The organism is Pseudomonas sp. 7SR1 (assembly GCF_900156465.1).
In the GTDB taxonomy this organism is placed as follows: domain Bacteria; phylum Pseudomonadota; class Gammaproteobacteria; order Pseudomonadales; family Pseudomonadaceae; genus Aquipseudomonas.
The window spans coordinates 2,729,961-2,743,952 of record NZ_LT707064.1 but is presented as its reverse complement, the minus strand read 5'-3'; the positions used below and the strand labels follow the sequence as shown (position 1 = coordinate 2,743,952).

Sequence of the window (13,992 nt, the reverse complement as noted above, 5' to 3'; positions counted from 1 at the left end):
AGCAACCCCATAGCAAAGCCCGTACCAGACCGCTACGCTTGGCCCTTGCGAGACACGTCAAGACAAAAAGTTGCAAGTTTGCGACATCTAATTAACTGAGGAACCAGGCGCGCACCGTAATCACGCACTGATTGGGCGCACCCGCACAGATTTGGAGCACACCATGACCGACCCCCTGATTCTCGAGCCCAGCCGCACCGCCGACGCGTGCGTTATCTGGCTCCACGGCCTGGGCGCCGATCGTTATGATTTCATGCCGGTCGCCGAGATGCTGCAGCAAAGCCTGCACACGACACGTTTCGTTCTGCCCCAGGCGCCGACCCAGCCAGTAACGATCAACGGCGGCTATGCGATGCCCAGCTGGTACGACATCCGCGCCCTGAGCCCGGCACGTGCCATCGACGAGCAGCAGCTGGAAGCCTCGGCGCAGCGAGTCCTCGACCTGATGGCTAGCCAGCGAGCCGGCGGAATAGACGCCTCGCGGATTTTCCTGGCGGGTTTTTCCCAGGGCGGCGCGGTCGTGTATCACACCGCCTTCGTGAAATGGCAGGGGCCGCTGGGTGGCGTGATCGCGCTCTCGACCTACGCACCGACGTTCAGCGACGACCTGCAACTGTCGGCCAGCCAGCAACGCATCCCGGTCCTGGCACTGCACGGCCAATATGACGAAGTGGTGCTCAATCCCATGGGGCGGACCGCCAAGGAGTATCTGAAGCACCATGGTGTCACCGTGACATGGCAGGAATACCCAATGGGCCACGAAGTGTTACCCGAGGAGATTCGCGACATCGGCACCTGGCTCGCCGAGCGGTTGCGTTAAGAGGCAGATCGCCACATCAGCCCCCGTGACAATCCCACTACGCCGCGCCCGTTTCTTGCATTACACTGGCCGGCGTACATTCCTTAACCAATCGATGAGATGACCGTGCTCAAAGCACTCAAGAAGATGTTCGGTAAAAGCGAGGCCGAGCAACTCGCGCCTGGCGCCAGCGCTCCCGTACACGGCCCGAGCCGTACCGAAGCGCCGCAGCAATCGCGCCGCCCCGCGCCTGTTGCAGAGGCGAAGGAGCCCGCGGCCCAGCCTGTCCCCCCGCAAGCGCCGCACAAGCCACGCAGCGAATCCCCGAAGCCACGCCGGGAACGCGCACCCAAGCCGCCGGCCGTCGCCTGGAAACTCGAGGACTTCGTCGTCGAACCCCAGGAAGGCAAGACCCGCTTCCATGACTTCAAGCTCGCCCCGGAGCTGATGCACGCCATCCAGGACCTGGGTTTTCCGTACTGCACGCCGATCCAGGCCCAGGTGCTGGGTTACACCCTCGCCGGCAAGGACGCCATCGGCCGCGCCCAGACCGGTACCGGCAAGACCGCCGCGTTCCTGATTTCCATCATCACCCAGCTGCTCCAGACCCCGCCGCCCAAAGAACGCTATATGGGCGAACCACGGGCGCTGATCATCGCGCCGACCCGTGAGTTGGTGGTACAGATCGCCAAGGACGCCGCGGACCTGACCAAGTACACCGGCCTGAATGTCATGACATTCGTCGGCGGCATGGACTTCGACAAACAGCTCAAGCACCTCGAAGCCCGCCACTGCGACATCCTGGTCGCGACGCCAGGCCGGCTGCTGGATTTCAACCAGCGTGGCGACGTGCACCTGGACATGGTCGAAGTGATGGTGCTGGACGAAGCCGACCGCATGCTCGACATGGGCTTCATTCCCCAGGTTCGCCAGATCATTCGCCAGACCCCGCCGAAAAGCGAACGCCAGACCCTGCTGTTCTCCGCCACCTTCACCGACGACGTGATGAACCTGGCCAAGCAATGGACCACCGACCCGGCCATCGTCGAGATCGAAGCCGAGAACGTCGCCAGCGAAAACGTCGAACAGCATATCTATGCCGTGGCCGGCGCCGACAAATACAAGCTGCTCTACAACCTGATCAACGACAACGGTTGGGAGCGGGTGATGGTGTTCGCCAACCGCAAGGACGAAGTGCGGCGCATCGAGGAGCGCCTGGTGCGCGATGGCGTCAACGCCGCCCAGCTCTCGGGCGACGTGCCCCAGCACAAGCGCATCAAGACGCTGGAAGGTTTCCGCGAAGGCAAGATCCGTGTGCTGGTGGCCACCGACGTGGCCGGGCGCGGCATCCACATCGACGGCATCAGCCACGTGATCAACTTCACCCTGCCGGAAGTGCCGGACGACTACGTGCACCGGATCGGCCGTACCGGGCGCGCGGGTGCCGAAGGCGTGTCCATCAGCTTCGCCGGTGAGGACGACTCCTATCAGTTGCCGTCCATCGAGGCGCTGCTGGGTCGCAAGATCAGTTGCGAGATGCCACCGACCCACCTGCTGCGCCCGGTTGAGCGCAAGCGTCCGTAACGGCCTGAACCGAACGCAGGAACGCAGTACGGTAACGAAACAGCGCAGCCATCGAGGCTGCGCTTTTTTTTGTCTCGGGGATATTGCCTGGATAAACTAAAAGTCCATAATGGACAAAATAGTTTAAGATCCCGGAGCCCCGATGCCCAGCACGCCCTATGTGATGACCCAGGCCGAAGCCGTCGAACTGCTCCAGCGCATCGACGTGCCGCACATCCTGCGCAAGCTGTTCCGCGATCTCGCCGCCGGGCAAGCCGTGCAACCGGCCCAGCAACTCGTGGAGTTCCCCCAGGGCGCCGGGGATTTCATCAACTACCTGGGCGTCCTGGCTGAAGACCAGGTCTACGGGATCAAGACCTCGCCCTATATCGTGCGCGAACAGGGCCCGTTGGTGACCGCCTGGACCTTGTTGATGTCGATGCGGACCGGCCAGCCGCTGTTGCTATGTGATGCCGCCGAGCTGACGACCGCCCGCACCGCCGCTACCACGGCCGTCGCTGTCGATGCCCTCGCCCCGCTCCAGTCCCGGCGCCTCGCGGTCATCGGCAGCGGCGCGGTGGCCCGAGCCCACGTGCAGTACGTCAAGGGGCTGCGGGACTGGCAAGGCATCCGCCTCTACTCGCCGGGCCTGAAGCACAAGACAGCGCAGGCCGTGGCCTCGATCACCGGGCTGGACCCTCGCCTGGAAATTGCCGACAGCCTTGAAACGGCGCTGCTCGACGCCGACGTGGTGATGCTCTGCACTTCGTCCGCCAAAGCTGTGTTCGACCCGCAGACCTTGGGCAAACCGGCATTGATCACCTCCATCAGCACCAACGCCCCGCGCGCCCACGAAGTGCCGCCGCAGAGCCTCAACGACATGGACGTGTTCTGCGACTATCGTCAGACCACCCCGGGCTCGGCCGGTGAAATGCTGATCGCTGGCGAACAGCACGGTTGGCAGACGTCGAGCATCGTTGGCGACTTGCCCGGGTTGCTCAGTGGACAGGTCGCCCGCCCGGACTATCAACGCCATGTGTTCTTCCGTTCCATCGGCCTGGGCCTGGAAGATATTGCATTGGCGAATGCGCTTTACCGACTTCACAACTGACATACCACATTCCCTTGGGGGAACGAGCTTGCGCGCGATAGCGGTGGTTCAGTCACCAGTAATGTCGACTGTCAGGCCGCATCGCGAGCAAGCTCGCCCCCACGGTTATTTCTAAACTCCCAGCACCGTGCTCCACTGGAGAGCTTCATGACCTCAGCAGACTTCATCATCATCGGCGGCGGCATTGCCGGAGCTTCCACCGGTTACTGGCTGGCTCCCCACGGGCGGGTCATCGTGCTCGAACGCGAATCCCACCCGGCCTACCATTCCACCGGACGCTCGGCGGCCCTGTACACCGCCGCCTACGGCACACCCCAGGTACGTGCGCTGACCCAGGCCAGCCGTGATTTCTTCGACGCACCGCCGCCCGGTTTCTGCGAACACCCCCTACTCAGCCCGCGCGGTGAAATGACCGTGGACTTCACCGGCGATCCCGCCGAGCTGAACAATCAATACCTCAGCGCCAAGGCCACGGTGCCGCAGATGCAACTGCTCAGCGCCGAAGAGGCCTGTGTGCGGCTGCCGATACTGCGGCGAGAAAACGTGCATGGCGCCATCTACGATCCCACGGCCGCCGACATCGACACCGATGCCTTGCACCAGGGCTACCTGCGAGGGATCCGCCGCGGCGGCGGTGAAGTGCACACCGACAGCGAAGTGCTGCAAGTGAGCCGCGATGCCCAGGGCCTGTGGCAGGTCAAGACCACCGGCCAGACCTTTACCGCACAGGTCCTGATCAACGCCGCCGGGGCCTGGGCCGACCAGGTGGCACAACTGGCCGGCGCCCGGGCGCTGGGCCTGCAGCCCAAGCGGCGCGCGGCTTTCATCTTCGCCGGCCCCGACGGCGTGGACATCCATGACTGGCCCATGCTGGTGAGCCTCGACGAGTCCTTCTACATGAAGCCCGACGCCGGCATGTTCCTCGGCTCCCCAGCCAATGCCGATCCGGTGGAGCCTCATGACGTCCAGCCCGAAGAACTGGACATCGCCATGGGCATCTACCAGATCGAACAAGCCACGACCCTGACCATTCGCCGCCCGACCCGGACCTGGGCCGGGCTGCGCAGTTTCGTGCGCGATGGGGATCTGCTCTGCGGCTTCGATCCACAGGTGCCAGGCCTGTTCTGGGTCGCGGCACAGGGCGGCTATGGCATCCAGACTTCCCCGGCCATGGGCCAGGCCAGTGCGGCGCTGGTTCGCGGCGAACCGCTGCCCGAGGCCCTGGTTCGCTTCGGCCTGAGCAGCGAAATGCTGTCGCCCTCGCGCCTGGGTTGATCGTCCTGCGAGTGACGCATCGCCACGATTGCGGCAAACTCCCAGCGCCCCCGCTTCACGGGGCGCTGACGCTGCCTGGAGCCCTTGTCATGAACGCCCCGCAAACCGATCCGGCGCTGGATAACTTCCACATCATCGCCGATGCCATCGCCACGCTGTTCTACCCCCACGCCGAAGTGGTGCTGCACGACCTGCGCACACAGAAAGTCGATTACATCGCCAATAACCTGTCCAAGCGCGTGATTGGCGATGACTCGTCCCTGGAAGACATGCTCAGCGAAGGGGTCAGCGAACGTAACATCGGGCCTTACGAAAAGCTCAACTGGGACGGCCAGAAGATTCGCAGCCTCAGCAGCGTGCTGCGCGATGCGAACGGCCAGCCCTTGGCGGTGTTGTGCATCAACCTGAATATTTCACTGCTGGAAAATGCCAAGGCCGCGCTGGACCTGTTCCTGTCGCCGGGCAAGCTGATCCCGCAGCCGGATTCACTGTTTCGCGATGACTGGCAGGAGCGTATCAACACCTTCCTGCATGCCTGGATGCGTGAACGCCAGCTGAGCCTGAACCTGCTTACCCGCGATCACAAACGCGAGTTGGTGCTGGCCCTGCACGCCGAGGGCGCTTTCAAGGGCAAGAGCGCCTCCAACTATGTGGCCAATGTGCTGAACATGGGGCGGGCGACGGTGTACAAGCATTTGAAGGAGTTGAAGGGGTAGGATTCGTATAGCTTGGCCTGGCGCCTTCGCGGGCAGGCTCGCTCCCACATTCGATCTCATCGTACTGATCGGGTACGACCCAAATCCCCTGTGGGAGCGAGCCAGCTCGCGATAGCGATCAATCAGTCGCCGTAGATATCCGACTTGAAATACCTGGCCTGGATCTCCTGGTATTTCCCGCTGGCCCGAATCCCATCGATGGCCTTGTTCAAGTCCGCCACCAGTTGGGTATTACCTTTGCGCACCGCGATGCCGGCGCCTTCACCGACGTATTTCGGGTCCTTGAGTTCAGGACCGACAAACGCGTAGCCCTTGCCACGGGGCATCGACAGGAAGTCTTCCAGCGGGATGGTGTCGGCGAAAATCGCATCCAGACGACCTGACGCCAGGTCCATGTAGATTTCTTCGTTGTTGCTGTAGCGCTTGACCGTCACGCCCTTGGGCTCAAGCACTTCAGTGGCGTAGCGATCCGTGGTGGTGGCTCGTTGCACGCCCACGGACTTGCCCTTGAGGCTGGCGTACTGGTCATCGACCACCGCGCCTTCCTTCATGACCAGTCGCGATGAGGTGAAGTAATACTTGTGGGTGAAATCCACCGATTTCTTGCGTTCCTCAGTAATCGTCATGGAAGAAAGGGCCATGTCGATCTTCTTCACCTTCAGCGATGGAATCAGCCCATCGAACTCCCCCTCGACCCACTCGCACTTGACCTGCATCTGGGCGCACAAGGCATTGCCGATGTCGTAGTCGAAACCTTCGATTTTTCCTTCCGAGGTCTTGGATGCAAACGGTGGATAGGCTGCCTCGATACCGATCCTCAAGGTTTTCTCGGCGGCGAGCAGGCTGCTGGAGGCCAACAGGCCCAAGGCCAGGCCGGTGATGAGGGGGAGTTTTTTCATGGTGTTCTCTCGCGGGTTGTTGTTGGTTTGGCAGAGAAAGGTGAGGCGATGACTTACGTATACTTATAAATCCATACTGGACTTTAATGTACACATCGTCAATCGGCAGGCAGGGCAATGGGATGGGTGGCTGATGGCCTCATCGCGAGCAAGCTCGCCCCAACACGGGATCTTTATGCATCAAGGATCCCCTGTGGGAGCGAGCTTGCTCGCGATGACGGACTCATGGCCTGCGGAAAAACTACAGGGGGGACTTACCGCTTCCAGCGATCCGCCGCCGCATGATCACTGTCCCGCCCTTCGACCCAGCGCGGACCATCGATGGTGTTTTCCTTTTTCCAGAACGGAGCGCGGGTCTTGAGGTAGTCCATGACAAAGGCGCAAGCGTCGAATGCTGCCTGGCGATGGGCGCTGGCGGCCGCGACGAAGACAATCGGCTCGCCCGGCTCCAGGGCACCGATGCGGTGCAACACTTCGAGCTTCAACAACGGCCAGCGCTGCTCGGCTTCGGTGGCGATCTTGCCCAGGGCTTTTTCGGTCATCCCCGGGTAATGCTCAAGGAACATCCCGGACACATCGAGGCCGTCATTGAAATCACGCACGTAGCCGACGAAACTCACCACCGCCCCCACACCGACATTGGCGGCGTGCATCGCGTTGACTTCGGTACCCGGGTCGAACGGATCGACCTGCACACGAATCGCCATGGCTCAGCCCCCGGTCACGGTGGGAAAGAATGCAACTTCATCGCCGTCCGCCAGCGGCTCGTCGAGCTGGCACAGTTCTTCGTTGCGAGCGCACATCAGGTTTTGCTCGCTCAACACCTCGAACCCCTGGCGCGCCGCCAGGAAAACGCGAACATCGTCCAGCGTGCCGAACTCACCCTCGACCCGCTCCGAGTCCACGCCCAACGCCTCGCGATAACGCGCAAAGAACCTCACGGTAATCTTCATGGCGCATCCGCCTGGAAGTGGCCGCTCTTGCCGCCGAGTTTCTCCAGCACCCGCACACCTTCGATGGTCATGCCCCGGTCCACGGCCTTGCACATGTCGTAGATAGTCAGCGCGGCGACGCTGGCGGCGGTGAGGGCCTCCATTTCCACCCCGGTCTGCCCGGACAGCTTGCATCGGGCAACGATGCGTACCCGCTCCTGGCCTTCGGCGCTGAGTTCGACTTTCACGCTGGTGAGCATCAACGGATGGCAGAGCGGGATCAGATCGCTGGTCTTCTTGGCCGCCTGGATGGCGGCAATGCGCGCGACGGCGAACACATCGCCCTTGGGGTGGCCGCCACTGACGATCATCTGCAGTGTGTCGGGCAACATGCGCACAAAGGCTTCGGCCGTGGCCTCACGGAATGTCACGGCCTTGTCGGTCACGTCGACCATATTGGCGCGACCTTGGGAATCGAGATGAGTCAGCACAGGGTTACTCCTGATCAGGAGCCTCGATTGTAAACCCGTGAGTCAGATTCCGGCAGGGTTGATTGTCGCACCCACTTGCGTCTTGGATTCGGAAGTCACTGCGACCCCCCTTGTGGGAGCGCGCAAGCTCGCTCCCACAGTTTTTTTGTAAAACCATAAAAAACCGGGCGGCTTGAAGGCCGCCCGGTTGGGTTACAGGTGCGATTCGGCGTATTCGGCCAGGATCGAGCGCGGTACGCCCTGCAGGGTGATGTGGACCCCGTTGGGGAAGTCCTTGAAGCGTTCGGTCAGGTAGGTCAGCCCGGAGCTGGTCGCGGACAGGTAAGGGGTATCGATCTGTGCCAGGTTCCCCAGGCACACCACTTTCGAACCGGCGCCGGCACGGGTGATGATGGTCTTCATCTGGTGCGGGGTGAGGTTCTGGCATTCATCGATCAGGATCAGGCTCTGCTGGAAGCTGCGGCCTCGAATGTAGTTGAGGGATTTGAACTGCAGCGGCACTTTGCTGAGGATGTAGTCGACGCTGCCATGGGTGCTTTCGTCATCCATGTGCAAGGCTTCGAGGTTGTCGGTGATAGCCCCCAGCCAGGGCTCCATTTTTTCCGCCTCGGTGCCGGGCAGGAAGCCGATTTCCTGGTCCAGGCCTTGCACGCTGCGGGTGGCGATGATGCGCCGGTAGCGCTTGCTGACCATGGTCTGCTCGATGGCGGCGGCCAGGGCCAGGATGGTCTTGCCGGAGCCGGCGGCACCGGACAGGTTGACCAGGTGGATATCGGGGTCGAGCAAGGCGAACAGGGCCAGGCTCTGGTAGATGTCACGCGGCTTGAGCCCCCACGCTTCCTGATGCAGCAAAGGCTCCTGGTGCAGGTCCAGAATCAGCAGCTTGTCGTCCTCGATTTCCTTGATCCAGCCGACGAACCCCTGCTCATCGATGATGAACTCGTTGATGTGCACCGCCGGCAGGTTGTCGATTAATTGCACCTGGTGCCAGGTACGGCCGTGGTCCTGGCGGGTATCGACCTTGCTCACGCGGTCCCAGAAGGAGCCGGCCATGGTGTGATAGCCGTTGGGCAACAGGGAGACGTCGTCCACCAGCTGGTCAGTGCTGTAGTCCTCTGCCGCGATCCCGCAGGCGCGGGCCTTGAGGCGCATGTTGATGTCTTTGGTCACCAGCACCACGGCCTGGTCCGTATTGCGGGCGTGCAGGTCGATCAACTGGTTGATGATGATGTTGTCGTTCAGGTGCTCGGGCAGTACGAGGTTGGGTTCGGTGCGCTTGCTCATCAGGATCGAGAGCAGGCCCTTGGGGCCGCTTTTGCCACGCTGGATCGGCACACCCAGCTCGACATCCTCGGGAGAAGCATCCCCCAGGGTCTTGTCGATCAGGCGAATCGCCTGCCGGCACTCGGCCGCCACGCTGTGATGGCCGCTCTTGAGCTTGTCCAGCTCTTCGAGCACGGTCATCGGAATGGCAACGTGGTGTTCTTCGAAGTTCAGAAGTGCGTTTGGATCGTGGATCAATACGTTGGTATCGAGTACATAAAGGATTGGCTTGTTGGAGGAAGGGCTACGTCCGTGGTCATCCATACTCGGTCACCTTTGTGGGGGCCATTCGACGCAATACCATGACGGTGCTGCGCCTCGAGGTAGCCACCGAATTCACCCGCGAGGGCTCAGGTGAACTGCACACAAACTGGGTCTTGGAAGACGCCACCTGTGTTGCAGGTTTCGGCGGTCTGACTTCTTGATACTCCAAAAACCATGACAGGAAAAAGCACTTTGACGCTTTTTTGAAGTTTATTTTTCAGAGTGACGAAAAGCCCTTGGCGTACCGTCGCTACCCCGTTAAAGTCGGAAGTCCGGTCGCCACGAATGCGCCCGAAGATTTTCCTTTTCCCCAATGTTTCCGGGCCCTTGCGGGTTCAGCGGAACGCCTCCTGACAATCTTCCCAGCCGATCCCGCTTTGCGCCGTTTGCGTCATGAGCCAGGGCAACGCCGTCTTCACCGCATCCTGCTTGGCATTGAAGTTGATCACCCCATGGCGCCAGAGCAGCATCAGGGTCAATGCGCGCTGGGCGCTTTGCTCGGGCTTGAGCCGGTTGCTGCTGTCCATGGGATCGATGTCCCAGAGCGCCACCTGCAGGCCCTGGTTGCGGAAGAAGGCCTGGGCATCGCCACGACGTTGTCCCTGGGGGGGACGGAACAGCGGCACGTAGTTCTCCGGCAGCCTGCCCTTGACCAGCTCGACACTGCGCCGCACCGAGTCCTGCCAGTCTTTCCAATAGCTGTGGGAGCGGAACTCCCAGCCCTGCACCCCCACGCATTGCCCCGAATACAGTGATTGCAGGTCGTTGACCGAACGATCCGCCAGGCGCGCCTGGATGTCCTTGCCCAACACGAAGAACGTGCCGTTCATGTTCGATTTGCGCAGGTAATCGGTCAGCCAGGGCGTGTTGTCCGGAACAACGTTGGCACCGCTGTCGAAGGTCAGCAGGAACAGCCGGTCGTGCATGCCCTCGCCATTGCGCTCGTAATCGCCGAAACGCTCGACCTCGCTGCTGGACTGGGGAAACAGCGCGGCCTTGCGCAACAGCTCGTCCCTGTATTGGGTATGGAAGATCCGGCTCGGTCCGGCCCACTTGATGTAGAAGGAATTGTCGTCGAGATGGAAGCGACCCGCCTCCTGGCGCAGGGAAGCCATGTCTTCCACCAGATAACAGAAGGAAGCATCCTGGTCACAGCTGCGCTGGGCGAAGTTGTAGCTGCTCAACAAGCGCTGCCACAGCCGTGCCCGGAGGTTATCGATCGCCACCATGTTGATCGAGCGCAGGCCCAGGTACTGCTTGAGGGCGATTTCGTCCATCGCATCGGTGTCGAGCAGGACCCTGGCGAACATCAGGATCTCGGCCCGGGAAGCCACATCGAACAACGTCGCACTGGTGAGTTGCTCCGGCCAGGTGCTGCGATCCAGGGTGGCGATATCGTTGGGCGCGGCCATGGCACCGAGGCTCAACAGCCAGGCCGACAAAAGAAGAGCAATGCGCAAAAGGGATGTCTCCATAACGAAACCCGCGCGGCATCATAGCCGATCCTGTGGCGAGGCCATGCGCATGAATCCCTACCGCTATCCCCCACCACCGATCACCTATTGCCTCGATAGCTGGAGTCCACCCGGACAACCCCCTAGAATCGCGGCAACTTTGAAGGAGACGATTGCATGCTGATGGTGATTTCCCCCGCCAAGACCCTCGATTATGAAACACCGCCGGCCACCGCTCGCTTTACCCAGCCGCAATACCTGGACCACTCCCAGGAGCTGATCGAGCAATTGCGCGAACTCTCGCCGGCCCAGATCAGCGAACTGATGCATGTCTCCGACAAGATCGGCGGCCTGAATGCCGCGCGGTTCGGCAGCTGGACACCGGCATTCACCCCGGACAATGCCAGGCAGGCGCTGCTGGCCTTCAAGGGCGACGTGTACACCGGCCTCGACGCGCAGAGCTTCAGCGAAGCCGATTTCGATCACGCCCAACGACACCTGCGCATGCTGTCCGGCCTGTATGGCCTGTTGCGGCCGCTGGACCTGATGCAGCCCTATCGTCTGGAAATGGGCACCAAACTGGCCAATGCCCGAGGCAAGGACCTGTATGCCTTCTGGGGTACCCGCATCAGCGAATGGCTGAACGAAGCGTTGGCCGACCAGGGCGACGATGTGTTGTTGAACCTGGCGTCCAACGAATACTTTTCGGCGGTCAAGCGCAGCGCCTTGAAAGCGCGCGTCATCGATACCGAGTTCAAGGACCTGAAGAACGGCCAGTACAAGATCATCAGCTTCTACGCCAAGAAAGCCCGAGGCCTGATGAGCCGCTTCGTCATTCAGGAACGCATCAACGACCCGCACTTGCTCAAGCAGTTCGATGTGCAGGGTTATCGCTTCAGTGCGCAACAGTCTTCATCGCAAAAACTGGTCTTCCTGCGCGATCACGCACCGCAATGACGCGTTCCCCTTCGAGCCCCCTAATCGGGGGCCTCGATCAACCGCCTGCATGTCATCTCACTCCCCCGCCCACTTCGTCACTTTCTTGGCGTCAATATAAAAGACAACTCCCGCGCTAACTTTTCTTTCACTCGACAGATGTCAGTTTTTTCCGTAGTGGCACGGAAAATTTTCAACGATAGTGGCACAAAACTATCTAAGCCTTTTAACTCCCCGTAACTAAAGGCCAAAACCGCAAGTGCCATCACTGTGAGAGCAGTGCCATCTAGGCAGATATTTCGAAAAATTTCTGAAATCGCGATGAGCGGATCGGAACTATGTCCAAATGCACGGCTCATACCACCCGTAACGATTCTCGGCACTCGTGTACGAGATAACTTACGCAGGACGTCGGCCAGAGTAACCAAGTTGTCACGACAACTAAGCGAAACGGTCGTCTATTGGGATCCAATATGAAAGGACAGGAGATAACGCACCATCACTATCCCCTACAAAGGCCAAGGCTGCGCCCCTATAACGTGTTCACCCGAGCACACAACCTTCTGATTTTGTGGGCTTTTCGCCAGGAATCAGAAGTGTAAGACCTTTGCACGGACGTCCCCGACAACGAGGACCGGCTGCATAACAGGGCAGGTCATAACAACTAGGCCGCTTTGCGCACAACTTGAGTGCAATTATTTAGACACTCGGAACTTAGTATGCCTGCACACGGCATTGTGGCGCCTGCATTCCACACTTCCGAGTGCACTATGACCGCTGAACACTATTAACTCCGGCCATTTAATGGCGTGAAAACAGAGGTAAATGCGATGCGCATTAGCATATTTGGTTTGGGTTACGTCGGTGCAGTATGTGCCGGTTGCCTGTCTGCACGGGGCCATGATGTGGTTGGCGTTGATGTCGCCAAGGACAAGATCGATATGATCAACGCCGGCAAGTCGCCGATCGTTGAACCGGGTCTTGGAGAGTTGCTGGCACAAGGTATTCAAACGGGCCGTTTGCGCGGTACTACCAACTTCGCCGAAGCCATTCGCGATACCGATCTGTCGATGATCTGCGTCGGTACACCGAGCAAGAAAAACGGCGACCTGGAACTGAACTACATCGAAGCCGTGTGCCGCGAAATCGGTTTTGTCCTGCGCGACAAGACGACCCGCCACACCATCGTGGTTCGCAGTACCGTTCTGCCAGGCACCGTAGCGAACGTAGTGATCCCGATCCTCGAAGACTGCTCCGGCAAAAAGGCTGGCGTCGATTTCGGCGTCGCGGTCAACCCTGAGTTCCTGCGTGAAAGCACCGCCATCAAGGACTACGACCAGCCACCGATGACTGTCATCGGCGAGTTCGACAAGGCCTCCGGCGACGTTCTGCAATCGCTGTACGAAGAGCTCGATGCGCCGATCATCCGCAAGGACATCGCCGTCGCCGAGATGATCAAGTACACCTGCAACGTCTGGCACGCCACCAAGGTGACCTTCGCCAACGAAATCGGCAACATCGCCAAGGCCGTAGGCGTCGATGGCCGTGAAGTGATGGACGTGGTCTGCCAGGACAAGGCCCTGAACCTGTCCCAGTACTACATGCGCCCTGGCTTCGCCTTCGGCGGATCGTGCCTGCCCAAGGACGTTCGCGCCCTGACCTATCGCGCCAGCAGCCTGGACGTGGAAGCGCCGCTGCTCAACTCGCTGATGCGCAGCAACGAATCCCAGGTGCAGAACGCCTTCGACATCGTCTCCGCCCACGACAAACGCAAGGTCGCCCTGCTGGGCCTGAGCTTCAAGGCCGGTACCGACGACCTGCGCGAAAGCCCGTTGGTGGAACTGGCGGAAATGCTGATCGGCAAGGGCTACGACCTGCGCATCTACGACAGCAACGTCGAATACGCCCGCGTCCACGGTGCGAACAAGGATTACATCGAGTCGAAGATCCCTCACGTCTCGTCCTTGCTCAACTCCGATTTCGACTCGGTGATCGACAACTCCGACATCATCATCCTCGGCAACCGCGACGAGAAATTCCGCTCGCTGACCGAGAACGTACCGGAAGGCAAGCAGGTCATCGACCTGGTTGGTTTCATGTCCAAGGCCACATCACCGAATGGCCGGACAGAAGGCATCTGCTGGTAAGTCTGTTTGCCGGCCGGGGCTCGCCCTGGCCGGCCTTTCGCCTGCCTTAACCCATCGGGCCGCCCACAAGGCCCGCCCGAGA

General features: G+C 60.7%; 14 protein-coding genes. 7 read left to right on the top strand and 7 right to left on the bottom strand.

The genetic code is table 11. The features are described from left to right. Nucleotides 1–163: 163 nt before the first annotated feature. From BW992_RS12505 to BW992_RS12485, 5 genes are all read left to right on the top strand, one after another. The gene (locus tag BW992_RS12505; RefSeq protein WP_072397136.1) at nt 164–820 is read left to right on the top strand and encodes an alpha/beta hydrolase; all 657 of its coding nucleotides are present in this window, start codon (nt 164–166) and stop codon (nt 818–820) included. A 99-nt stretch (nt 821–919) separates the two neighbouring features. Beyond that, nucleotides 920–2,383 (top strand): ATP-dependent RNA helicase RhlB, encoded by a 1,464-nt coding sequence (gene rhlB / locus BW992_RS12500; protein WP_072397134.1) that lies wholly within the window; start codon nt 920–922, stop codon nt 2,381–2,383. Between the two features lie 142 nt (nt 2,384–2,525). After that, nucleotides 2,526–3,473, top strand: a complete 948-nt coding sequence (locus tag BW992_RS12495) for an ornithine cyclodeaminase family protein (protein WP_072397105.1) — start codon at nt 2,526–2,528, stop codon at nt 3,471–3,473. Nucleotides 3,474–3,620: 147 nt separating this feature from the next. Next, nucleotides 3,621–4,748 (top strand): NAD(P)/FAD-dependent oxidoreductase, encoded by a 1,128-nt coding sequence (locus BW992_RS12490; RefSeq protein ID WP_072397103.1) that lies wholly within the window; start codon nt 3,621–3,623, stop codon nt 4,746–4,748. An 89-nt stretch (nt 4,749–4,837) separates the two neighbouring features. Further along, nucleotides 4,838–5,464, top strand: coding sequence for a helix-turn-helix transcriptional regulator (locus BW992_RS12485; RefSeq protein ID WP_072397101.1), 627 nt, complete (start codon nt 4,838–4,840; stop codon nt 5,462–5,464). A 122-nt stretch (nt 5,465–5,586) separates the two neighbouring features. On the opposite strand, the gene BW992_RS12480 is transcribed toward BW992_RS12485, so the two are convergent. The 6 genes from BW992_RS12480 to BW992_RS12455 all read right to left on the bottom strand — a co-directional run bounded on the left by BW992_RS12480 (nt 5,587) and on the right by BW992_RS12455 (nt 10,833). Next, nucleotides 5,587–6,363, bottom strand: coding sequence for an ABC transporter substrate-binding protein (locus BW992_RS12480; protein ID WP_072431575.1), 777 nt, complete (start codon nt 6,361–6,363; stop codon nt 5,587–5,589). 254 nt (nt 6,364–6,617) lie between these two features. Beyond that, the gene (moaE, locus tag BW992_RS12475; protein WP_072397087.1) at nt 6,618–7,070 is read right to left on the bottom strand and encodes a molybdopterin synthase catalytic subunit MoaE; all 453 of its coding nucleotides are present in this window, start codon (nt 7,068–7,070) and stop codon (nt 6,618–6,620) included. 3 nt (nt 7,071–7,073) lie between these two features. Continuing rightward, nucleotides 7,074–7,316 carry a MoaD/ThiS family protein gene (locus BW992_RS12470; RefSeq protein WP_072397085.1) on the bottom strand — a complete coding sequence of 81 codons (243 nt, stop codon included), beginning with the start codon at nt 7,314–7,316 and terminating at the stop codon, nt 7,074–7,076. Continuing rightward, nucleotides 7,313–7,786, bottom strand: coding sequence for a cyclic pyranopterin monophosphate synthase MoaC (moaC, locus tag BW992_RS12465; protein WP_072397083.1), 474 nt, complete (start codon nt 7,784–7,786; stop codon nt 7,313–7,315). The genes BW992_RS12470 and moaC overlap by 4 nt, the downstream gene beginning before the upstream one ends. Before the next feature lie 192 nt (nt 7,787–7,978). Continuing rightward, nucleotides 7,979–9,373: a PhoH family protein gene (locus BW992_RS12460; RefSeq protein WP_072397081.1), complete on the bottom strand. Its 1,395-nt coding sequence runs from the start codon at nt 9,371–9,373 to the stop codon at nt 7,979–7,981. A 335-nt stretch (nt 9,374–9,708) separates the two neighbouring features. Next, the gene (locus BW992_RS12455) at nt 9,709–10,833 is read right to left on the bottom strand and encodes a polysaccharide deacetylase family protein (protein ID WP_072397213.1); all 1,125 of its coding nucleotides are present in this window, start codon (nt 10,831–10,833) and stop codon (nt 9,709–9,711) included. A gap of 171 nt (nt 10,834–11,004) precedes the next feature. Between BW992_RS12455 and yaaA the strand changes: the two genes are divergently transcribed. Then, nucleotides 11,005–11,784: a peroxide stress protein YaaA gene (gene yaaA / locus BW992_RS12450; protein ID WP_072397079.1), complete on the top strand. Its 780-nt coding sequence runs from the start codon at nt 11,005–11,007 to the stop codon at nt 11,782–11,784. Nucleotides 11,785–11,861: 77 nt separating this feature from the next. Here yaaA and BW992_RS26920 read toward each other — a convergent pair whose 3' ends face one another. Further along, nucleotides 11,862–12,122: a hypothetical protein gene (locus BW992_RS26920; RefSeq protein ID WP_143007964.1), complete on the bottom strand. Its 261-nt coding sequence runs from the start codon at nt 12,120–12,122 to the stop codon at nt 11,862–11,864. Nucleotides 12,123–12,593: 471 nt separating this feature from the next. Here BW992_RS26920 and BW992_RS12445 point away from each other — a divergent pair, with 471 nt between their 5' ends. Continuing rightward, entirely contained in the window at nt 12,594–13,910 is a 1,317-nt protein-coding gene (locus BW992_RS12445) for a nucleotide sugar dehydrogenase (RefSeq protein ID WP_072397077.1), read from the top strand. Nucleotides 13,911–13,992: the final 82 nt, after the last annotated feature.